The sequence below is a fragment of the Nocardiopsis sp. iso_237 genome (genome assembly GCF_056173345.1).
Genome location: NZ_CM149669.1, coordinates 459,864 through 481,341, shown reverse-complemented (window position 1 = coordinate 481,341; position 21,478 = coordinate 459,864). Strand labels below are relative to the sequence as shown.

The 21,478-nt window shown below is 72.1% G+C and carries 19 protein-coding genes; 6 read left to right on the top strand and 13 right to left on the bottom strand.

What is annotated here, in order from left to right; genetic code table 11:
• Positions 1-94 precede the first annotated feature (94 nt).
• Genes AC0VYM_RS02345 through AC0VYM_RS02335 form a run of 3 tightly spaced genes read right to left on the bottom strand, consistent with a single transcriptional unit; the run spans position 95 to position 6,448 of the window.
• The gene (locus AC0VYM_RS02345; RefSeq protein WP_475458425.1) at positions 95-748 is read right to left on the bottom strand and encodes a hypothetical protein; all 654 of its coding nucleotides are present in this window, start codon (positions 746-748) and stop codon (positions 95-97) included.
• A 50-nt stretch (positions 749-798) separates the two neighbouring features.
• The gene (locus tag AC0VYM_RS02340; RefSeq protein WP_475458422.1) at positions 799-1,146 is read right to left on the bottom strand and encodes a hypothetical protein; all 348 of its coding nucleotides are present in this window, start codon (positions 1,144-1,146) and stop codon (positions 799-801) included.
• Between the two features lie 58 nt (positions 1,147-1,204).
• On the bottom strand, positions 1,205-6,448 hold the full coding sequence (locus AC0VYM_RS02335) for a hypothetical protein (RefSeq protein ID WP_475458420.1): 5,244 nt from the start codon (positions 6,446-6,448) through the stop codon (positions 1,205-1,207).
• Between the two features lie 254 nt (positions 6,449-6,702).
• On the opposite strand from AC0VYM_RS02335, the gene AC0VYM_RS02330 reads away from it, so the two are divergent.
• Positions 6,703-8,187 (top strand): hypothetical protein, encoded by a 1,485-nt coding sequence (locus AC0VYM_RS02330; RefSeq protein WP_475458418.1) that lies wholly within the window; start codon positions 6,703-6,705, stop codon positions 8,185-8,187.
• Positions 8,188-8,199: 12 nt separating this feature from the next.
• Here AC0VYM_RS02330 and AC0VYM_RS02325 read toward each other — a convergent pair whose 3' ends face one another.
• From AC0VYM_RS02325 to AC0VYM_RS02315, 3 genes are all read right to left on the bottom strand, one after another.
• The gene (locus tag AC0VYM_RS02325) at positions 8,200-8,766 is read right to left on the bottom strand and encodes a hypothetical protein (protein ID WP_475458417.1); all 567 of its coding nucleotides are present in this window, start codon (positions 8,764-8,766) and stop codon (positions 8,200-8,202) included.
• 4 nt (positions 8,767-8,770) lie between these two features.
• Positions 8,771-10,255: an outer membrane protein assembly factor BamB family protein gene (locus AC0VYM_RS02320; protein ID WP_475458415.1), complete on the bottom strand. Its 1,485-nt coding sequence runs from the start codon at positions 10,253-10,255 to the stop codon at positions 8,771-8,773.
• Between the two features lie 118 nt (positions 10,256-10,373).
• The gene (locus AC0VYM_RS02315; RefSeq protein ID WP_475458412.1) at positions 10,374-11,006 is read right to left on the bottom strand and encodes a YigZ family protein; all 633 of its coding nucleotides are present in this window, start codon (positions 11,004-11,006) and stop codon (positions 10,374-10,376) included.
• Positions 11,007-11,284: 278 nt separating this feature from the next.
• Here AC0VYM_RS02315 and AC0VYM_RS02310 point away from each other — a divergent pair, with 278 nt between their 5' ends.
• Positions 11,285-11,902: a superoxide dismutase family protein gene (locus AC0VYM_RS02310; RefSeq protein WP_475458409.1), complete on the top strand. Its 618-nt coding sequence runs from the start codon at positions 11,285-11,287 to the stop codon at positions 11,900-11,902.
• Between the two features lie 25 nt (positions 11,903-11,927).
• Here AC0VYM_RS02310 and AC0VYM_RS02305 read toward each other — a convergent pair whose 3' ends face one another.
• Together AC0VYM_RS02305 and AC0VYM_RS02300 are read right to left on the bottom strand one after the other, a co-directional pair.
• Entirely contained in the window at positions 11,928-12,635 is a 708-nt protein-coding gene (locus tag AC0VYM_RS02305) for a YidC/Oxa1 family membrane protein insertase (protein ID WP_475458407.1), read from the bottom strand.
• Between the two features lie 95 nt (positions 12,636-12,730).
• Positions 12,731-13,030 carry a DUF6412 domain-containing protein gene (locus AC0VYM_RS02300; RefSeq protein WP_475458405.1) on the bottom strand — a complete coding sequence of 100 codons (300 nt, stop codon included), beginning with the start codon at positions 13,028-13,030 and terminating at the stop codon, positions 12,731-12,733.
• 247 nt (positions 13,031-13,277) lie between these two features.
• Between AC0VYM_RS02300 and AC0VYM_RS02295 the strand changes: the two genes are divergently transcribed.
• Positions 13,278-13,586: a hypothetical protein gene (locus AC0VYM_RS02295; RefSeq protein WP_475458403.1), complete on the top strand. Its 309-nt coding sequence runs from the start codon at positions 13,278-13,280 to the stop codon at positions 13,584-13,586.
• Here AC0VYM_RS02295 and AC0VYM_RS02290 read toward each other — a convergent pair.
• Both AC0VYM_RS02290 and AC0VYM_RS02285 read right to left on the bottom strand, forming a co-directional pair.
• Complete coding sequence (locus AC0VYM_RS02290; protein ID WP_475458401.1) at positions 13,583-14,503, bottom strand: sugar kinase; 921 nt, start codon at positions 14,501-14,503, stop codon at positions 13,583-13,585. The two genes, AC0VYM_RS02295 and AC0VYM_RS02290, sit on opposite strands and share 4 nt — an antisense overlap.
• A complete protein-coding gene (locus AC0VYM_RS02285) occupies positions 14,500-16,098 on the bottom strand; it encodes an N-acyl-D-amino-acid deacylase family protein (RefSeq protein ID WP_475458398.1) in 1,599 nt (532 codons plus the stop codon). Before AC0VYM_RS02285 ends, AC0VYM_RS02290 begins: the two co-directional genes overlap by 4 nt.
• 190 nt (positions 16,099-16,288) lie before the next feature.
• On the opposite strand from AC0VYM_RS02285, the gene AC0VYM_RS02280 reads away from it, so the two are divergent.
• Entirely contained in the window at positions 16,289-16,669 is a 381-nt protein-coding gene (locus AC0VYM_RS02280) for a RidA family protein (RefSeq protein WP_378738126.1), read from the top strand.
• A gap of 189 nt (positions 16,670-16,858) precedes the next feature.
• Here the strand turns inward: AC0VYM_RS02280 and AC0VYM_RS02275 are convergent, their stop codons facing one another.
• On the bottom strand, positions 16,859-17,509 hold the full coding sequence (locus tag AC0VYM_RS02275) for a class I SAM-dependent methyltransferase (RefSeq protein WP_475458396.1): 651 nt from the start codon (positions 17,507-17,509) through the stop codon (positions 16,859-16,861).
• A 198-nt stretch (positions 17,510-17,707) separates the two neighbouring features.
• Between AC0VYM_RS02275 and AC0VYM_RS02270 the strand changes: the two genes are divergently transcribed.
• A complete protein-coding gene (locus AC0VYM_RS02270) occupies positions 17,708-18,028 on the top strand; it encodes a hypothetical protein (RefSeq protein WP_475458394.1) in 321 nt (106 codons plus the stop codon).
• A 336-nt stretch (positions 18,029-18,364) separates the two neighbouring features.
• Here the strand turns inward: AC0VYM_RS02270 and AC0VYM_RS02265 are convergent, their stop codons facing one another.
• Positions 18,365-18,979, bottom strand: a complete 615-nt coding sequence (locus AC0VYM_RS02265) for a TetR/AcrR family transcriptional regulator (protein WP_475458392.1) — start codon at positions 18,977-18,979, stop codon at positions 18,365-18,367.
• 193 nt (positions 18,980-19,172) lie between these two features.
• On the opposite strand from AC0VYM_RS02265, the gene AC0VYM_RS02260 reads away from it, so the two are divergent.
• Entirely contained in the window at positions 19,173-20,867 is a 1,695-nt protein-coding gene (locus AC0VYM_RS02260; protein WP_475458390.1) for an MDR family MFS transporter, read from the top strand.
• A gap of 36 nt (positions 20,868-20,903) precedes the next feature.
• Here the strand turns inward: AC0VYM_RS02260 and AC0VYM_RS02255 are convergent, their stop codons facing one another.
• Positions 20,904-21,353, bottom strand: a complete 450-nt coding sequence (locus AC0VYM_RS02255) for an N-acetyltransferase family protein (RefSeq protein WP_475458388.1) — start codon at positions 21,351-21,353, stop codon at positions 20,904-20,906.
• Positions 21,354-21,478 lie beyond the last annotated feature (125 nt).

Genomic DNA, 21,478 nt, shown 5'->3' with positions numbered 1-21,478 from the left:
GCCGAGAGCCCTTCTGTGATCATTGTGGCTGATACCTACTCAGGGGTGATGGTTCACCCCTGGTGCCACCGGTCCCGCACCGTTCGGCGGGGGCTCAGTCCCCCTCGTCGGCGGGGACGTCGCGCTCCCAGAACCGCGCCGACGCGGTGATCGCGTCGAAGAGGTCCAGGACCTCGTCGACCTCCCGGGAGTTGGGGCTGGTGCAGCTGACCAGGATGCGCTTGTCCAGACCCGGGTACTCCAGTGCCGTGTGCATGGCCACCGTGCGCAGGATCGCCTCGTCGGTGTCGTAGTCCGTGACGCCCTGGATACGGCCGCACTGGCCCAGGCCGGACTCGGTCAGGTCGACGACGGTCTTCTTCAGCCAGGTGCCCTCGCGGGCGGTGGCGGAGTCCTGGTAGACGTAGTCGACCAGGCGCAGGGGGTCGATGGTGTGCTCGCCCCGGCCCGCCGGGAAGGCGAACACGCAGACGGTCGCCATGAAGAACCCGTCGTCGTACTCCTCGAAGGTCCCGGAGGCCGAGATCAGCCCGGACCCGGTCGCCTCGTCGGTGACCCTGGCCATGTCGGCGATCAGCTCGTTGAGCGCCTCCGCCTCCTCCGGCCGGTTCCCGTACTCCTCCAGGACCTTGGCCCGCATCTCCGCGAGCGCGTCGCCGGACAGGTCGTACTGCTTCCAGCCTTCCGGAAGCGCGTAGTCGAACAGGAGGTCCCGCTGCGGGACGTCCTCCTCGAACAGGTAGGGCATGGCGGTGGTCCTCCTCGTGCGGCCGGGTGCGGCTCTGTGCGGTCAGGCGGCTAGACGGCGGCCTGGTTGGGCGGCCCGGCCGGCGGCTGGTCGCCCTTCTTCTTGTCGGTCAGGCTCTTGCCCAGCTCCTCGTCCGCCTCCTCGAAGGTCTCGATGACCGGACCGATCGCCTGGGTCAGGGCGCCCAGGTCCTCGGCCTGGCGCTCGTAGTTCTTCTTGCAGTCCTTGCCGTAGTCCTTGGCCTTGTCGACCAGGTTGCCGGGGCCGATGTCCTCCGCCCGGTCCTCCGGGCTCTGGTACGAGTCGTTCTCGCTGTCCGTAAAGGCGTTCTGAATCCTGATCAGCGACGACTCCATCTGCTTGAGCGCGTCCATGTCGATCCGGACGATCCTTGCCATCTGTCTCCCCTTCCTGGTTCGTACGGTGTCCGGCCGTGCGGTGTCAGCCCTGGTCCTGCTACTTCTCGTCCTCGGGGTCGCCGTTCCGAAGCTTCTTGAGCTCGCCCCTGAGCCTCTCCCTCTCCTCCTTGGCGTCCTCGAGGAAGCGGTCCACCCGCGCCCGTTCCTTGACTTCCGCACCCGTCTCGTCGTCGGAGGGGGCGGTGTCCCTGCTCTCCTCGTACTTCTTGAGGTTCTTCTCGTCGAGCAGCGCGTCGAGCGCGTCGATACGCTCCTGGACCTCCTTCTCCTCCAGGGCCCTCGCCTCCTCCGCGCGGAAGTCCTCGTGGTACTCGTCCAGGTACGCGTCGCGGAGGTTGTTGCGCATCGCCTGGTGCCCCAACTCCAGCGGGAGGTTGGGCAGGCCGTCGGCGCCCCCGTACCTGCCCTCGGCCGCCGCCTTGGGGATCGCCGTGCCGAGCTGCATGAAGGACTGCACCACGTAGCTGGGGTTGGGCAGGCCGTCCGGACCGAACGCGATGCCTTCGGAGAGCCAGTCCTGCCCCAGCGCCTCGGCCCCGAAGTGTCGGAGGAAGTCGAAACCCGTTCCGGCGACCACGTTGAGGATGTTCTTGAACATCTCGAAGGGGATCGCCTGGACACCGGCGGCCCGTGTGTCCCTGAGCGTGGTGACCGGATCGGAGTCCGAACGCCGGGACCCACGTGGGGTGTCTGCCGAACGGTCGCCCTCAGGAGTGGCGCCGTCGTCGTCACGGCTCGGCGAGGGGGCGCCGTCGTCCCCTCGCGCGGGGTCGGTGCCCGCTCCGTCCCGGACGGGGTCGGCGGTGTCGGGCCGGGTCGGGATGTCCACCCGGTGCTGGGTGCCGTCCGGTGCGTTGATCCGCACGTGGCCCTCGGTGACCCGCAGGTCGGGCCCACCACCGCTCGCGTCGACCCGCACCCCTCCCCTGGCGTCCCTGAACGTGGTCCCGTTGGCTCCGTCGACGACCTCGGTCCGCCCGGAGGCCGACCGGCCGCCCGCGACGTCCCCGCCGGTCTCGAACCTGATCTGGTCGGGCGAGGTGATCGGGTTCTGCCACCGGAGCCCCCCGTTGCCCCGGTACAGGGGACTGCGCGCTCCGCCTCCCTCGGGCCGGGCGGTGACGTCGATGCTCTGGGCACCGTTGCTGCCGCGCGTCCCGTCGGGGCTCGTCGACACCTCCCACGCGTCGGAGTCGCGACCGGTGCCCCGCGCGCTCAGGCCGTCGGACGTGACGTCCACGGTCCGGTCGCCGGAGTTCACGGTGCCGGGTTCCCGGCCCGGGCCCATCGTCGTGTGGATCCCGTCGCGCCCGGCCCAGACGCTCGTCCCCTCACTCGTGGAGACGGAGGACTCGTGCGTGGAGCTCTCCCCGAAGGGCGGGCGGTGTTCGCTGTCGCTCCTGGTCTCGGCCACCCTCTCGCCCGGGATGGCACCGCCTTCGTCCGTACGCGCGGTCGTGGTCGCCTCTCCGTCGGACACCCGTACCCGGTCTCCGTCGGTGTCGCCCCTGAGCCCTTCGGGCCCGGAGACGCTGAGCCGTCCACCACCGTTGTCGGCCCGGTGGCTCCCGTCCCTGGTGTTCACCGCCACGGAACCGTCGCCTCGACGCGTCACTTCCAGGGAGTTCTCCCTTCCCCCGGGCGCCGCCACGCTCACGTCCCCGTCTCCGGAGGTGCGCACCGACCAGCCGTAGGGGTTGTCGACGCGCAACGCGGGGGCCGCTCCCGGCCCGTCACCGCCACGCCCCGGTTCGATCGTCACGCTGGTGAGCGTGCGACCGTCCGGGGAACCGATCACCAGGGAGGGGGTGTTGGTGGCCGGGTCCAGGGGCAGGCTCGGGTAGGTCTCGCCCAGCACGGGCGTGCCGTCCATGTTGTAGGTCCGTTGGCGGCCACCGTCGACCACGTGGATCGCGCTCGTTCCCTGGTGGTCCACGATCTGGACCCGGGAACCGTGGTCGAAGCCGACCTGCCCCGGCTCCGCGGTGACGTTCCCGGACCTGAACACGGGACGGGTGCCGCCCCGGCCGTCGGTCACCTGCCTGAGGGTGGCGTCGTTCCCTTCCCCGTGGGTGGACGACCGGAGGTCGATGCCGCCGTCCGCGCGGATCTCGGCGCTGGAGGGACCGCCCCTGACGCTGCCGGTGCCGTCCTGGCGTAGTTCGAAGTCGACGCCGCGGTCGGCGTGGGACAGGTGTGCCGAGTCGGGCCTGACCTCGGCGCGGGCACCGCCGGATTCGACGCGGACCGTCCCGTCGGCGCGGTCGAAGCCGTGCGAGGCCCCGCCAGGAACGTCGACCCGGTAACCGTCGACGCCCACCTCGGCGTTCCTGCCCGTGGTCGGGTCGGTCGCGTGGGAACGCGGAGCGCGTCCCGTGCTGTCGACGGCGGCCCGGGTGACGTCGGGACCGCTGCCGTTGGTCCTCAGGTCGACGGGGCCGTCACCGGTGTGGCTGACCCGCAGGCCGTCCGCGTCCCGCCGTACGGTGAGTCCGTCCTCGGTGCGAACCTCGCTGCCGTTCGGGTCCCGGGAGACGGAGACGTCACCGTCGCTCGTGGACACCGTCAGCTCACCGTCGCGGTAGGAGGCACGGCCCCTGCCTCCGGGACCGGTCACCTCCAGGTCGCCCGTGCGGATCGTGCCGTCCCGCTGGGTGCGAACGGACGAACCGTCGGCGGCGGAGACCTCGAAGCCCCGCTCCGTGCTCCGCACGCCCGTGCCGTTGACCTCGGCCCCGTCACGGGTCACGTTCATGGTGAAGTCGGAGCCGCCCTCGCGGGTGGCCGGATAGCGGTAGGCGGTGTTCTGCTCCCCGTCCGGTCCACGCGAGGTGGTGAACTCCCCCTGGCCGGTGGTGCGCGTGTGGGTGACGGTCGAACCGTCCTGGGTGGAGGCACCGGAGCGATCGCCACGCGGGGCGTCGGAGGCCCGCGTGCCCTCGCCGTGCCGAGCAGGCGCGGACTCGCCGGAGATCTGCCCCGGGGTCCCCCGCTCTGGCGTGTTCGGGGCCTGCTCGGCGCGGTGCGCGGGGTTCGGGTCGCCACCGTCCGACCGAGACTCGGAACGCGCGTCGGCGCGTGCCCCGGCTTGGGGAGCGGCGTCGGGTTGGCCGTCGCGGTTCCCGGGCGAGACGTCCACGTCGCCCGGCTCACCGATCCGAGTCCGGGGGGAAGCGGGCGGCTGAGGCGTGTTGGTGCCGCCCCCGGACCGGGTGACCGGCGCGAAGTCCTCCCTGGGTTCACTACTCGGGCCTCGCCCGCCCTGGCTCTCTCCGGAGTCACGCGAGCCAGGTCCGTCGGTGTCGGTCGCGGAGTCCCGCGCACCGCCCGCGCCGGACGGCCCGTCACCGAACTCGGGCGTCAGGTCACCGGAGCGCCCCTCACCCGTGGCGGGTCCGCCGTCCTGGCCTCCCGCCGGACTCGCACCACCGTCACCCATGGATGTGGGCGAAGGAGCCGCCCCCGGGGGTCCGTCACCGAACTGCGACGTCAGGTTGCCGGAACCACCATCACCCACAGGGGCGGACGACGCACTCGGGCCCGAGGGTCCGTCACCGAGCTGAGGTGAGGGACCGAACCCGCCCTCGCTCGCGGTGGCGGGCGAAGCGTCAGCAGCCGAGGGCCCGTCACCGAACTGCGGTGTCTGGCCAGCGGAACCACCATCACCCGCAGCGGCGGACGAGGCGCCTGAGCCTGAGTTCCCGTCACCGGACTGAGGCGAGGGATCGCCCCCACCAGTCGCAGAGGACGCTGCGGAAACATCCGGACCACCCGCGCCGGGCAGCCCGTCACCGTGCGACGGCGCCGGGTCTCCGGAGCGCCCCTCACCCGTGGCGGGACCGCCGTCCTGGCCTCCCGCCGGGCTCGGGCCGCCGTCATTCACGGAGATGGTCGAAGCGGCCGCTCCCGGGGGTCCGTCACCGATGTCGGGCGACAGGTCACCGGGGCGGCCCTCGCCCGTGGCGGGACCGCCGTCCTGGCCTCCCGCCGGGTTCCGGCCACCCTCACCGCCACCGCCGTCGCCGTCCGCCCCGCCGGAAGCGGGTGCCAGGTCCGGGTCCGGTCCGTCGACGCCGCTGAGATCCGGCGCCGGGTCGCTCCCTCCGCCACCGGAACCGCCGTTGTCGGAGCCGCCGCCGAAGCCGGGCAGCGAACCGTTGTCCTTGAGCACACCGACCGTGGAACCGGCGGCGCTGGTGCCGAAGGCCGTCAGCGCCTCGTTGGCCATGTTGAGGTCGCTGAAGCTCTTGCCCTCACCCGCGACCTGGACCGTGACCGACGAGGCCATGCTGGCCGCGCTGTCCTTGACGATGGTGGTCGCGATCTTCCCGCCCGTGGTGTTGGCAGCCCGGCTCACACCGTCGGCCGTAGATCTGGCCACCCGCTTCAGCGGGACGGGTACCGAACGGCTGGCGCCGTTGCGGACCGAGGAGGCCGCCCCGCGCACACCGCCCGCCACACGCTGTCCCCCCATGCGGGTGGCCGTCGCGCCGGCGGCCCTGCCGACCGCGCGTCCACCGCGCAGCAGAGCGCCGCCGGGGACCAGGGAGATCGCGTCCATGCCCAGGGTGAACAGCGACTCCCGGTTGAAGCCGAGCTTGCCCTCCTTGTGCAGCGAGGCGGCGCTGATCGCGAGGACGGTCAGGGCGAGGGCGATGCCCAGGCCGGGGATGAAGATGGCCGCCAGGCCCGCGACGACCATGGCCACCGCGTACAGCAGCGGGTTCTCCTCGACCCACGTGACGATCTTGTCCAGCCAGCCCCAGAGCTTGCGCGGGCTGCCCTGTTTGGCCTCCTCCAGGGCGTCGGCGCACTCGCGGGCGGCCTCGTCCATGTCGTTGAGGACGCTGGTGAGCCTGGTGATGAAGGCGTCCCGGGCGGGGTCGTCGCCGTCGACCTTCTCCTTCCAGGCCTCGGAGTCCTTCAGGGCGTCGTGGGCCGTGGCGGCCTGGCGGGCGATCGACGCGCTGTCCAGCCGCGCGGCGCCGAGGGAGGTCTGCCACCGGTCGAGGGCCTTGTAGCCCTTCTCGTAGGCGTCCTGCGCCTTGTCCAGGTGCTTGGGCAGTTCCTTGACGAGCTCCTTGAGCGCGGCGACCGTGTCGCCCTCCCCCAGCTCGTCGCCATCGAGGCGCCGCATGTCGGCGGCGGCGTCCTTCGCCGCGTCGGACAGCTTCTCGTAGAACCTGCTCAGGCCGATGACGTCGTCCGTGTCCCACGGGACGGGATCCTCGGAGCGGTCGAGCAGATCCCACCGGAGGTAGTCACGAGGTTCTTTGGCCACGTCCGCAGTACTCGCCTTCCAGGTCCGACAGGGCACCGTCGTGTTCCGCCCACAGGGGCGCGGCACGAACAGTCGGGGGGCTTCGCGGGCCTCGGGGGCATCGGGCACCGCGCGAGTCCGACATCATAGACTCCCACCCTCATGAGTTAACAGATGCGCCGAAAGCCCTCCGAGTTCCCGTGAACCGGAAGAAGACTTTCCGCATCATCTCCTCCGGGCGACCCACCAGTAGAGACAGCAACGGGAGAGAGCGAGTGAACCTGACAGCGGCGGCACGACCCCTCGAAGCACGGTCGGCGGCGACGCGGACGGTCCGCACCGCCACCACCCTCGCCGTCGGCAGCTCCCTGCTGGCGGCTCTTCTGTCCGCGCTGGGCGCGACCCCTGCCGGAGCGGACACCACGGGCACCTACGACATGTGCCCGCAGGTCTACTACTACGTGGTCCCGGAGGGCTCCCCCGGGCTGGAGGCCATCGCCGACCTCATCCTGGACGACGCCGAACGCGCCGACGAGATCCACGAACTCAACGCGGGCCGCACCCAGGCGGACGGTCAGGCCCTGGGTGAGGACCGTGCGGTCCAGACGGACTGGCGGCTGGTGGTCCCCTTCGACTCCGGCGGCGACGGTGTCTACGAGGGCCGCGACCCCCTGTGCGTGGTCGCGGTCGACCAGGCCAACGCCCAGGGGGTGGCCCCGCCGAGCCCGCACCCGGCTCCCCCCGCCTACACCCCGCCGCCCGAGGAGGAGCCGTCGGCGCAGGAGGGCGAGGTCACCGACGTCACCCCGCAGAACGACAAGCCCAAGATCGACCCGCGCCTCCTCGCGGCCGGTGCGGCCGGACTGGTCCTGCTGACCCTGCTGACCCTGTTCTGGCAGCCGATCGGCCGGGCCATCGCCTGGCCGTTCCGGAAGATCGCCGCGCTCCCCTGGCGCAGGCCCCGCAAGCCCCGGTCCGCGCGGATCGCCGCCGCGACGCGTCGCCGCCGGGCCGCGACCGAGCTCGTCACGGCGGATCCCGACGCGGTCCACCGTGCGGGGGGCGCCCACGCCGACCTCCTCGGAGCCCCCGCCGAGATCCCTGCCAGGCCCGTGGCGATCCTGACCACGCCCGGGGAGACGACCGCGATCGTCCCCGCCGGGGCGACGCCCCCCGCGACCTCGTGGCGGGTCGTGGACACCACCACGTGGCGCTACGCGCGCGGTTCGGGGGCCTCGGGCCCGCTCAACTTCGCCGCGTCCACCCACACGATGGTCCGGCCCGTGGTCAACGGGGTCCTGGCGTGCCTGGGCCCCCTGGAGGACGGGGACGCGCTCGTCCACGTCGACCTCACCCGGGTCCGCGGCCTGCTGGCGGTGGACGGCGATCGGACGGTCGCCGCCGACGCGGTGCGCGTGGTCGCCGACGCGCTCCGCGCCAAGGGGCTGACGGTCCGGGTCCTGAAGTCGGGCCAGCCGCTGCACACGGTGGTACCGGCGGCGCTGCCGGACCTGACCGTTCCGGACCCCGTCCAGAGCCTGGAGCACAGCGCCGAGCATCCGCTCGTGGTGGTCGTACCGCGACCGCTGGGGACGTCCGACGAGCACGTGCTCGGCAACATCCCCCCGAACACCCTCGTGGTGGGCACCGGGGAGTCGGTGCACGCGCGCTGGCAGTGGGAGGCCCACGAGGACGGCACCCTCGACACGGGGGCGCTCGGCCTCAGGGTGGTCCTGCGGATGCCCGAACGCCGCCAGTGAGCGGGTCGGGCGTCAGTCCGGGTCCCCGGCGCGTTCCTCGCGCCGGATCTCCCGGACGCGCCCGTAGCTGACGGCCGCGAAGGGGAAGGGGACGCGGAGGGCGTTCGGGTCCATGCCCTCCGCGAGCAGCGCCCGGACGAGTTCGTCGGGGGTGTCGGTGCGGGCCGTGACGTACCGGCCGTCCCGGCCGACGATCTCGACGCCCTCGCCCGCGCGGGCGTTGGTCAGGTTCAACCTGCTCAGGCGCCACACGTGACGCCCCTCGAAGCGGGCCCGGCCGACGTACCCGATCTCGTCGGCCCGGAGCCTGACGCCGCGACGGCCCGCGTTGACCTCCAGCACGCCGCTCGCGACCCGCATGTGGACGCTGGAGACGTACACGAGGGTTCCGCCGATGACGGCGGCGAGGAACAGCACCGCGAGGAAGGGCCACCAGAACGGCCCCTCGTCCACGATCAGGATGCCCGTGCCGACCACGCCGACGGCGGGGCCGACCACCATGCCCACGATCCGCAGCACCGGGTTCGTGACGACGCTCCGCTCGTAGCCGGGTCGGGGGAGGTGGGTCCGGTCGCTCATCGGATCAGCTGGCGTCGTCGGAGGGAGCGGGGGACCCGGACTCCTCGGCGTCCACGTCCTCCTCGGTGTCCCCCGGGGCGGGGCCCACGACGAAGCGCTGCCGGTCCTGGACGAGGATGGCGTGACCGGTGTCGGTGACCGCCTCCACGTAGGCGGAGAGCTCGTCCCCCACCACGTCCATGGTCTCCGCGTCCAGCACCAGCTGGAGGTCGCCGTCCTCGTTGGAGCGTGAGTCCCCGTAGACCAGGCCGCCGTGGGCGAAGGCCGGGGAGATCGAGCCGTCGTCCTCCTCCAGACCCCAGCGGACCTCGCCCCGGACCAGGTCGACGGCGACCATGGTGGCCTCACCGCTGGCCTGCGAGAGCAGGAGGGTTCCGGTGTCGGAGTCGTGGAGCAGGCCGGGGACGCCGGCCTCGTCGAAGTGCCGGGAGACCGGGTTGGTGCCCGCCTCCTCCAGGGTCCACAGCGGCTCTCCGTCGACGGTGTCGTGGGCGGAGAGCACCGAGGGCGCCTCGGGCTGGGCCCAGCGCAGCAGGATCGTCGCCGGGACGTCCTCGTCCTCCTCGCCATCCCCGGGTTCCTCAGGCTCCTCGGGCTCCGGTGCGGGGAACACACCGAGGATCTGCGGGAGGGGGACCGGCGCGGTGGCGGGCAGCCCCAGCTCCTCGTCGCTGGCGGCCACCGACCACAGGAGTTCGCCAGCGTCGTCGGGGTCGAGCGAGTGGGCGCGCAGGACGGAGTCCCCGGAGTCCAGCAGGACGGTGTCGTCCCAGGCGGCCACCGGGACGCCCAGGCGCTCGGGGTCGTCCGCGCTGGCCTCGGTCTCCGCCTCCGGCGCGGTCTCCTCGTCAGTGTCCTCGTCCGCCTCGGCGTCCTCGGACTCGGACTCGGGCTCGGGCTCGGACTCGGGCTCGAAGGAGTAGGACCACAGCTCCTCACCCTCGGCGTCCAGCACCGAGAAGTCGCCGTGCGGCTCCTCCGCGCTCCACTCGGCCGGGCGGCGCACCGCGACGCCGTCCAGGTAGAGGTCGCCCTCCTCCGCCGGTTCCCAGAGCCGCCGCCCCTCGGCGTCCAGGACGAAGGGGGTGTCGTCCGCGTCGGTCATGAGCAGGACGGTCTCGCCCCCGGTGTCGGTGTCGAACCCCCGGAAGCGCGCCTCGCCCTCCCAGAGGGTGTCGCCGGTCGCGGCGTCCTGGAGCAGGTGGCGGTCCTCACCGCCGGAGCTGATCAGGAAGGCGCCGCCGACCGGGCTGATCCGGACGCCCAGGGGGTCGTCGAGGATCTCGTGGGAGTCCACGTCCTCACCGTGCAGGTGGCGCAGGACCTCGCCCTCGATGCCGGGGGGCACCTCTCCCTCGAACTCCGTGGGGATCGGAGGGGGCTCCTCCTCCGGCGCGGGGGCGGGCGGCTCCGGCTCACCGGTGCACCCCGCGACCAGCAGCGCCGCAAGGCCACAGGTCAGCGCCTGAAGCACCCGTGAGCTGCGCATTGACGGTATCTCCCCACGAAACGATGACGTTTACGGCAAATCCTAAGCCGGGGGGCGGCCAGGTGGATACACGGTGTCGACCACTCGTTACGGGCCTGTGAGCGCGCCGTTCCCGGGTTCAGGGACCGGTTTCGGGCTCCACCTCGATGGTGGTGACACCCCTCACCTCGAACTCGCCCCGGCCTCCGGTCAGCTCCGCGAGGCGGACCTCGAATCCGGGCAGCTCGGCCTCGGGCAGCGCCACCTCGATCCGGACCCGGTCCTCGTAGGCGACCTCCCGGACGGTGAGCGAGGAGTCCCGCAGGTCGCTCTCCAGTCGGCCGCCGAGGACGTAGTCGGCGAACACGTCCACCACCAGGAGCTGGCGCCGCTCCAGCAGGCCGAACTCCTCGACGGCCGCGGAGACCGCGTTGCCGTAGGCGCGGATGAGCCCGCCCGCACCCAGTTTCGTCCCACCGAAGTACCGGGTGACCACCGCGACGGTGTCGGTGATCCGACGGTGGCGCAGTACCTCCAGCATGGGCACCCCGGCGGTCCCTGCGGGCTCGCCGTCGTCGCTGGACCGCTGGACCCCGCCGTCGTCACCCAGGACGTAGGCGGTGCAGTTGTGGTTCGCGCTCCAGTGCTCCTTGCGGCGCTCGGCGATGAACGCGCGGGCGGCGTCCTCACCGTCCACCCTGGCCATGGCGCAGATGAACCGGGACTTCCTGATCTCGATCTCGTGTTCGCCGCCGCGCTTGATCGTTCTCATGTCGCCTGTTCAGAAGGGTTCGTGGTGGGACGCACCAGTCTGCCATCCCCGGAGGGGGCGGCCTCCCCCGCCCGCTCTGCTGGTACGGTCCCCTCACCGGAGGGACCCAGGAGCGCGCCGGGAGCCCCCGCAGCGGGGGCCGGGCGCGCGGTCGCGCCCTCACGGGGGCGGCGCCGACCCTCCGACACCCACCACAGTTGCCGCACTCGTAGTTATCCCACATGCACTTTGGGTAACGTTGCGGACAGCCACAGCACTGATCACCGGGGAGTCCCGACATGCGCACCACGCCACCCGCCGTCGGTCTGGTCCTGACCGCCCTTCTCGCCACCGGGTGCACCCAGGGCGCGCCCTCCACCAGTGACGGAGCGGCCGCCACGGAGAACCCCGCCGTCCAGCCGACCACCTCCCCGAGCGTGACCGCGTCGATCTTCCTCCCGCCGGGCGAGAGCGCCGGGGCGATCACCTACGACGAGACCGCGGTCCCCGAGGGGGCCACCGCGGACGTCCAGGTCCGCGTCCAGGACGGTTCCACGTTCGTGCAGTTCACCGGGACCGGCCTGGAGGCGGACCGGGACTTCGGCGCCCACGTGCACACCCGCCCGTGCGGTGACGACCCCGCCGACGCCGGGCCGCACTACCAGAACGAGGTGGACCCGGCGGCGACGGAGGACGAGCCCTCGGCCGACCCCGAATACGCCAACCCCGAGAACGAGGTCTGGCTGGACATGACCACCGACGACAACGGCAACGCCTTCATCACCTCGACGGTGGACTGGGAGTTCCGCGAGGGCGAGGCGCACTCCCTGGTGCTGCACGACGAGCACACCTCCACCCACGAGGGGCACGCGGGCACCGCCGGGGACCGCCTCGCCTGCGTGACCGTCGAGTTCTGACGCCCGCGGACGGTCCCGGCGGCGATCAGTCCGGGAGCACCCTGCGCAGCACCACCTTCTCCGCGAGCGCCCAGGTCGTGGAGGCGAACAGGTAGATCCCGGCGGCCAGCGGCACGAACGCCGCGATGACCACGGTCGTGAACTGCATGTAGGACAGCGCGGCGAGCATCGGGGGCTGCGCGGGGTTCTCCCTCATCATCGGCAGCACCACGTAGCGGCGGTTGGCCCAGGCCACCACGGCCAGGAGCACCAGCAGCGCGGCGAAGACCGGGGGGACGAGGGACCCCTCGACGCTGGTGACCAGCGTGGAGCCCAGCTCGATCCCGCCGAAGGTGTGGGCGAGCAGCGGCTCCTCCCCCGGTCCGGCTCCGATGAACAGCCCGTACAGGGCCACGACCAGCGGGATCTGCACGAGGCCCGGCAGGCAGCCCGCCAGCGGCGAGGTGCCCGCCTCCGTGTAGACCTTGCGCTGTTCCGCGAGCATCCGCTCGGGGTTCTTCCCGTGGCGTTTGGTGATCTCCGCGAGCCGGGGCGCGATCCGGGCGCGCTGCTTCTCCGCGCGCACCTGGGCCACCCCCAGGGGCAGGAGCAGGAGGCGCACGGCGACGGTCAGACCGACGATCGCCAGCCCCGCGGCCAGGGCCCCGGCGAGCGGGGTGAGGGTGGAGGTGAGGGCGGAGAGAACCGCCGAGAGCATGCTGATGACGGCCGCGATCGGCCCGAAGGTGTACAAGGTCGGGACCCTTCGTCTGGGTGGAATGTTCAGACGTCAGGCCGCTCGGAGCCGAGCCACGGCGGAGCGCGCGCAAGGGCGCGTCAGGGCGTGGGTCAGCGAGCGGCCGGAAGGGCCGCGCCGGGGGCTCGGGGACGCGGTCTGCCCGCCGCGTCGGGGTCGCACAGGGTGAGGACGGGGAGCTTCCTGGCTCTTCGGCGCATCGCGTGCGCCGTGCCGGTGGCGGTGTCGCCCACCGGCCACAGGGCCGTGCCGCGCAGGGCCAGCCAGGTCAGGGCCGCACCGACCGCCACGACCAGCAGGGTCAGGGCGGCGCCCTCCACACCGGGGAGCGGGAGGTCGGCGGGGAGGAAGCCGAGGGCGAGGAATTCGAAGAAGGGCAGCAGGTACTGCACGCGCGCCCTCCCTTCCCGTCCGTTGGCACCATCGTACCCAAGCCCTCACCAGCGCGACGAAGGCACCGTCCACCCTGTGGAGAAATCCGCCGACACTCCGCCGTGGCTCCCCACCTTTCGCGTGATCCTGTAGCTAAATGACACAGAGTAACCATCTCCGCACTCGGCAGCGCCCTTCGGTGCCCGTCCGCGTCTCCAGTACCTGTGCCTCAAGGGCTCGCGCGAGCCCGGTGAAAAGGGGAATCCCGTGCCGATCCGCCCTGCCAACCTCGCCACCATGTCCGCGACCATCGCCGGAGCGATCTCCGGGATGGCCAGCAAGGAGGAGACCGCCCCGGTGCGGGTCACCTTCGAGTCCGGCCACGAGCAGAACGTGGAGAACGGCGGCTGCCGTGTCCTGGAGACCGGCCAGGGCGGGGTGGTCGAGATCGAGGGCGAGTCCCGGTTCGCGCTCTTCGCCGGCACCAGCTGTCAGGGCAGCCGCAGCCTCGCCTCCGGTCAGGGCTCCGTCCGCTTCGGCACCCCGGTCCTGGCCGGGGCCATCGTCATCGGCTAGCCGTCGGCGCGGATGCCGGGGACCCCGTCCGGGACCCGGTCGAGGGTGTCCCCGCGGGAGCGCAGCACCTCGCCCGCCGCGGCGTGCCCCAGGCTCAACCGCCGCTCCGGTGTGAGGCCGTCGAGCAGGCCCGACAGGAAACCGGCGGCGAAGGCGTCACCGGCGCCGACCTCCTCCACCACGTCCACCGGCGGGGCGGGCACGAACACCGTGTCCGCCCCGTCGAAGCTCGTCGCCCCCCGCCCGGAGTCCTTGACCACCAGGGTCGGCACCTCCGGGAGGACCGCCCGGACGTCCTCCACGGCGGGGGTGCCCCACAGGCGTTCGGCCTCGTCACGGCCGACGAACACCACGTCGGCGCGGCGGGCGAGGTCCAGCAGCACCGGCCCGGCCTCGCGGGCGTCCCAGAGGGCGGGCCTGTGGTTGACGTCGAAGCAGCGCAGCGCGCCGTTGCCGGACCGCCGGTCGAGGAGGTCCCGGACCAGCGCGGCGGCCCGCGAGGACAGCGCGGGGGTGATCCCGGACAGGTGCACCAGCCGGGGACCCCGGGACCACACCTTCTCGCCGTCCGCCACGGACATCATCGAGGCCGCCGAGCCCCTTCTGTAGTACAGGACCCCCGCCCCGCCCGGAGCCGTGTCCTTCACGTACAGGCCCGTGGGGAGGTCCGGGTCCACCTCGACACCGCGCACGTCCACGCCGCAGCGGGCGACGGCGTCGGTGACCATCCGCCCGAAGGGGTCCGCGCCCACCCGGCTGACCCAGGCCGAGCGGTGGCCGAGCCGGGCCAGGGCCATCGCCACGTTGGACTCGGCGCCGCCGGTGCCCACCGTCAGACGGGCTCCCTCGGCCAGGGCCTCGGGTGAGGTGAGCACCGCCATGGTCTCCCCCACGCACACCGCGTCGATCCGGGTCATCGGGCGTTCCTCCGAACGGATCGGCCGGGGAGGCGGTCGGTGCGGCGCCCGTCCCGGACGGTGAACTCCCCGGCGATCATGACGTGCTCGATCCCCACGGGGGTCTGACGGGGCTCCTCGTAGGTGGCGGGTGAGTTGACGGTGTCGGGGTCGAACACGGCCAGGTCAGCGACGGCGCCGACCTGGATGACCCCCCGTTCCGCGAGGCCGAGCCGCTGGGCGGGCCGTGAGGTGAGGTGGCGGACGCACTCCTCCAGGCTGAGCAGGCCGAGCTCGCGCACGTAGTGGCCGAGGTAGCGGGGGAAGGTGCCCCAACCGCGCGGGTGGGGCCGTTCTCCGACGAGGATGCCGTCGCTGCCCGCCGTGTGCGCGCCGTGGCGCATGATCGTGCGGATGTTCTCCTCGTTGCCGACCTGGAGGAGGCATCCGCTGCGGAGCTCGTCCGCGATGAGGAGGTCGACGAACACCTTCCCCGGCGCCTCGTCGCGGTCCCTGGCGAGGTCCGAGACGGAGGAGCCCACCGCCCAGGACAGCGCGGGGTCGGCGGTCCCGGTGACCACGAGGGTGGTCCAGTCCATGGGGACGCCGTGGTTGCCGTCCGTGCCCGCCTCCTCGATCTCCCGCAGGACGCGGGTCCGGGTGGCGGGGTCGCGCAGGCGGGCGAGGGTGGCGGCGGTCCCGCCCTCCTGGGCCCAGGAGGGCAGCGGGGCGGCGAGGTAGGTGGCGCTGGCCCGGTAGGGGTAGGTGTCGAGGGTGACGTCCAGGCCGTAGCGGACGGTGGCCTCGTCGATGGCGTCGAGCACCTCGGGGGCGCGGCCCCGGTTCTGCGGGAAGTTCACGTGGCAGTGCGCGAGGTGGAGGGGCACGTGGGCGCGGCGGGCCACCTCCAGGCACGCCTGGTAGGACTCCACCACGCGCGAACCGTAGTTGCGGTGGTGGGGGCAGTAGTAGCCGCCCGCCGCGCGGACGGGTTCGAGGAGGGCGACGATCTCGTCGTCGCTGGCGTACATGCCGGGGGTGTAGGTGAGCCCGACGGAGAGTCCGTGCGCGCCCTCGGCCATGCCCCGGGCGACCATCGCGCGCATGCGGTCGATCTCGGCACCGGTGGCGGGGCGGTCGTCGTTGCCCAGGACCGCCATGCGGACGTTGCCCTGGGGGACGAGGTAGGCGGCGTTGGTGGGGGAGCCGCGGTCGATCAGGTCCAGGTACTCACCGACCCCGCGCCAGGAGTAGTCGAGTTCGGGGGTCCCGTTCCACGCGGCGATCTGTTCGCGGATGGGTTCGGCGGTGGCGTCGGTGACGGGCGCGTAGCCGAGCCCGTCCTGACCGAGCACCTCCAGGGTGACGCCCTGGAGGACCTTGGCCTCGTGGGCGGGGTCGGCGAGCAGGGCGAGGTCGGAGTGGGCGTGCATGTCCACGAACCCCGGGGAGACGGCGAGGCCGGACACGTCGACGACCTCACCGGTGGTCCTGGCGCTCCCGGGTGGGACGATGTGGCTGACGCGGCCGTCGCGCAGGACGAGATCTGCGTGGCGGGAGGGCCCGCCGGTGCCGTCGATCACCCGACCTCCGGCGAGTACGGTCTCGGGCTGCACTGTTCCTCCGTTCGGGGTCCCCGACCCCCGTTCGGCGGTTCCGCCGTCGGAGGGTCGGTGTGGCCCAAGATACGCTTCAGGAAAGATAATTGGTAACTTTGTTGCCAATAAATGTGCTCGCGGGCCGCCCGCGTGACCGCACGATCCCCGGCGCGCACGGGAGCACGCGAGACCCGACCGAAGGAGACGCATGTCCAAGAAGGCGGTCCAGACCGACAAGGCCCCCGTTCCCGCCGGTGCCTACAGCCAGGGCGTCGTGGCGGGCGGCTTCCTGTACACGGCCGGGTTCGGCCCGCAGGACCCCGCGACCGGCCGGGTGGCGCCGACCGTGGGCGAGCAGACCGCGCAGGTGCTGGCCAACGTCGCCGCCGTGCTCGCGGAGCACGGCCTGACGCTGGACGACGTCGTCAAGTCCACGGTCCACCTGGAGAACCTCAAGGCGGACTTCCCGGAGTTCAACGCGGTCTACGAAGAGCACTTCACCGCCCCCTACCCGGTCCGCACCACGGTGGGATCGGACCTGGCCAACATCCTGGTCGAGATCGACGTCGTCGCCAAGCTCCGCGACTGACCGGCCCGCCTCGGGCCGCTTCCCGGTCGTGTCCCGATCGCGTCCCGGCCACCCGCCCCGAGGGCCGAAGCCCCGGCGGGCGCCCCGGGTACGCACCAGGCCGACCGGCCGCCCCCGACATCGGCTCCCCGGGGGCGGCCGGTCCCCCCGCGGGACCCCGCACGGCCCGGTCGGCCCGAGCGAGCGCCCCTAGGCCCGACGGCGCGCCCGCACCACGAGGTCGTGGACGGTGTAGATGGTCCCGTCCAGAACCTGCTCGGAGGGACGCGCCTCGTTGACGAGCACGTCCCACTCCCCCTCCATGAGCGCGGCGGTCACCGCGTCACCCTCGTAGAACAGCTCCGGGTACGGCGGACGCGGCACCCCCGCCTCCAGATCGCTGGGGTGGTGGGCCACCACCAGGAGTTCCCCGCCGGGCGCCACCGCGGCCGCCAGGTCCGCGAACAGCAGCGCCCGGGCGTTCGGGTACAGGTGCATGAACTGGACCGTGACCAGCTCGTACTGGGGGGACGGCGGGGCCCACCGGGTCACGTCCGCACGCAGCCAGGTGATCCGCTCCGCCACCCCCGCGCCCGCCTCCACCGCGTGCGCCGCCGCGCGGTCCAGCGCCACCGACGAGATGTCGACCGCGGTCACCCGCCAGCCGCGCGCGGCCAGCCACAGGGCGTCCGCGCCCTCACCGGCGCCGACGTCCAGCGCCCGCCCGGGCCGGACCCCCTCGATCTCGCTGACCAGGTGCCGGTTGGGCCGCCCGCTCCAGATCCGCTCGCTGGAGCGGTACCGCTCGTTCCAGAACTCCTCGTCCATCTCCTCGGACAGGGAACCGTACTCGTCGGCCATGTCGACCACCTCCGCCCCCAACTCTGCTCAGCCGGACGCGGTGAAGCGAGTTCCCTTGCCGAACCGGCAAAGGAGTCCCGTGAAAGGGGTGGAGAAGCCGGGCCGTAATTTCACATAAACCACAGAACTCAGCCCCCTTCACATGAATCCCACCGACCGTCCGCAAATCCCCCCGGTGACACCAAAGGACGAAGAAACATGATCATCTGGCGCGGCTGGGGCATTCTGGTCCTACTCATCGCTGCGGCCATCGCCGTACCCTGCGGCGTCATCGCCGGGCACCTCATGGGTCCCCAGGCGTCCGGCCTGGGCGGTGCCGTCGGCTGTGTCCTCGCCGCGGTCGCCGTCCACTTCGTCGGCCGGAAGCTGAACGCCCCCAAACAGAGCTTCCACCCGGCCACCGGGCAGCCCGTCGAGCACCGCAACGCGCACACGCTCTTCTTCGTGCCGATGCAGTACTGGGCGTTCATCCTGCCGGTCGTCGCGGTCGGCGTCGCCGCCACCGCCTTCCCGCTCTAGGGAGTGTTTTTTGGATGCTTTCGCCGGTGGCGGCGGAGCCGCCATCGATGCGAGCGGCCGTCGCCCCTACTGTGCACTGCTACGCAAGCTCCGCAGCCTCGCACAGCGGGGGCCCGGCAATCTCTCGCAAGACGATGAGTGAAGGTCAGCCCGGGTTTGGCTGTCCGAGCTTCATCGGCGCAGTGAGAGGCAGCCTGGTGGTCGCGAGCGCGGAATGATCCAAAAAACACGACCTAGGGCGGGGACTCCCGGGCCTCACGGCCCGGGAACGCCCCCGCCCCTCCTCTGCCTGGGAGGGGCGGGGCGCGTCAGAGGCGCGGCCTGGGACCGGCCGCCTCAGGAACCCTCGGGCTCCGGTTCACCGAAGTCCTTCAGGCACAGCTCCAGCAGGGCCAGGACCCGCTCCTTGAGCTGTTCGCGGTCGTGCGCCCGCAGCGCGCCCGCCCCCTCCACGCGGCGCACCCGGCCCACCCCCAGCAGGACGGCGGCCACCAGCGACGCGTGCACGCGCGCGTCCGGTCCGCCCAGGTAGACGGCGAGGGGATCGATCAGCGCGCTCTTGAGACGCCCCTGGTAGACCGCCTGGAGGTCGGGGTCACCGGCGGAGTCGTCCAGCGACAGCTGCAACGGGGTGCCCTCGCCGTGCAGGCGGCCGACGGAGTGCTCCGCCAGGCGCACCGTCAGGTCCTCGGGGGCACCCTCCTCGATGAGCCGGGGAAAGACGCCGTCCTCACGCAGGATCTCGGTCAGGAGACCGGCCTTGGAGCCGAAGTAGCGGTTGATGAGCGCGACGTTCACCCCCGCGTGCGAGGCGATCTTGCGCGAGGAGACCGCGCCGTACCCCTCACTGGTGAACAGTGTCTTGGCGCTGGCGAGAATGCGCTCCCGGGTCGCCTCACGGCCACGCGTCGGCGCCTCCGCACCGGTTCCGGTCTGTTCCGGACGCTCCATCTGCACACCCCTTGGTGGCCGTGATTCTGGCTTTCAGTACTCCAGGTTGACACCTGGGTACACCCCACGCATACCGGAAGCGTCGGAGAGATACCGATTTGACAGGTCAACAGCGTTTACATATACCTGACGTGGATGCTTGCCCCCGGTGTGCTTGCCGTGGGGCTTTCGTGCGTCCGGAATCGGGGGCCTCATGGAACAGTCAGTGCAAGGGACATCCACCGCACGGGGCTCCTCCCCCGGAACCGCCCCCCAGGACCTCACGGCCCCCCGCCCCCTGCCCGAACCCGCGACCGAGTACCCCCCGCGCCAGGTCGTGCGGCGGATCATGGTCGGCCTGGTGCTGGCGATGCTCACCTCGATGCTCACCAACTCGATCATCGGCACCGCGCTGCCCACGATCATGGGCGAGCTCGGCGGGCAGGACCGGCTGGCCTGGGTGGCGACCGCGGCCCTGCTGACCATGACCGCCTCCACCCCCGTGTGGGGCAAGCTCTCGGACATCTGGGGGCGCAAGCTCCTCTTCCAGATCGCCCTCGGCGTCTTCATCGTCGCCTCGCTCGCGGCGGGGTTCGCGCAGGACATCAACTGGCTGATCGCCGCCCGGGCGCTCCAGGGCCTCGGGGTCGGCGGCCTGGCCACACTGCCCAACATCATCCTCGGCGACGTCGTCTCGCCCCGTGAGCGCGGCCGCTACAGCGGCCTGATCGGCATGGTGTTCGGCGTCTCGACCGTGCTCGGACCGCTGGTCGGCGGATTCCTGGTGGACAGCCCCCTCGGCTGGCGCTGGTGCTTCCTCATCACCGTCCCGCTCGCCGTGGTGGCCTTCGGCGTCATCCAGTTCATGTTCCGCATGCCGTTCACACCGCGCCACCGGCCCACCGTGGACTGGCTGGGCGCGGGGCTCATCTTCAGCGCCGCCAGCACGGTGATCGTCCTGCTCAGCCTGGGCGGCACGCAGATCCCGTGGAACTCCGCCCCCGCGTACGCCATGGGCGCCGCCTCGGTGCTGCTGACCGTCGCCGCCGTCCTGGTCGAGCGCCGCGCCAAGGAGCCGATCATCCCCACCCGCCTGTTCCGCGACCGCACCTTCGTGCTGGCCTCGGCTGGCTCGGTCACCGTGGGCATGATGATGTTCGGCCTCATCATCTACATGCCGCAGTTCCTCCAGATGGTGCACGGCATGACCCCGACCGTCTCCGGTCTGATGACCCTGCCGCTGGTGGCCTCGTTCCTGCTCACCTCGATCGGCTCCGGCTTCGCGATCAGCGGGACCGGCCGGTGGAAGGCCTACCCCGTCGTCGGCATGGTGCTGTGCGTGGTCGGGTTCGTCGTTCTGAGCCTGACCCAGTTCGACACCGGGCTGACCACGGTGGTCGTGGGACAGATGCTGGTGGGCCTCGGGTTCGGCCTCAACATGCAGATCCTGCTGCTGGCCACCCAGAGCTCGCTGCCGGTGCGGGACATGGCCTCGGGAACCGCCTCCGTCACCTTCTTCCGCAACCTGGGCGGGGCCATGGGCGTCGCCGCCTTCGGCGCCGTCATGGTGAGCCGCCTCAACGCGGAACTCGCCACGGCCGCGACCGCCGCGCAGGAGGCGCTCGTTGTGGACACCGCCAACGGCACCGACTCGGGCGCCCGTGAACTGACGGTGGGGCTGGAGCAGGCCGCCGAGTCCGCGCAGGGCTCACCGGAGCTGGTGCACTCGCTGCCCGGCCCCGTGCGCGACGTGGTCGTGGGCGCCTTCGACCACGCGATGCAGGGGGTGTTCGTGGCCGGGATCCCCATCGCCGCGCTCGGCCTGATCGCGGTCTCGTTCATGAAGGGCGTGCCGCTGCGCGGCGGCGGGCCCAAGCGGGCCCGGAGCGCGGACGCCGCGGAGAAGTAGCGGGCCGGGGTCACGGGCCGAAGGCGGCGCCGGGGCTCAGAGGTAGCGGCGGAAACCCGCGGCGGAGGTGTCGAAGCCCAGGGCGGCGTAGAAGAGGTGCGCCCCCTGGCGGCTCTCGTGCGAGAGCAGCTCGATCTTGTAGCAGCTCGCGTGCGCGGCGCGGTCCACCGCGTCCTCCATGAGCGCCCGGCCGATGCCCTGGAGTCTGGTGTCGGGATCGACGACGAGGTTGTCCACCACCGCCCAAGGCTGGGCGTCATGGGTCAGGTTGGCCACCACCAGCAGGTCCAGGGTCCCGATGATCTGGCCCCGGCGCTCCGCCACCAGCACGGTGCGGTCGGGGTCGTTCTCCATACGGGTCCAGGCGCGTACGGCGGCGGAGGACATGCGAACATGAGCGCTCTGCGTGTGGGTGGTGTCACCGAGTTCGCGCAGGAGACGCAGGATCGCACCGAGGTCGGACCGTATGGCCGCGCGGATAATCATGGCTGTCGGCATCGTAGCCGACAGCCTGCGACAAGGCGGACGTCACCCTACAACTGACCACAAAACACCAAGGGCGGGACTGGCCGGTCCCGCCCTCGTGACACACCCACCGGACGCCGGTCCGG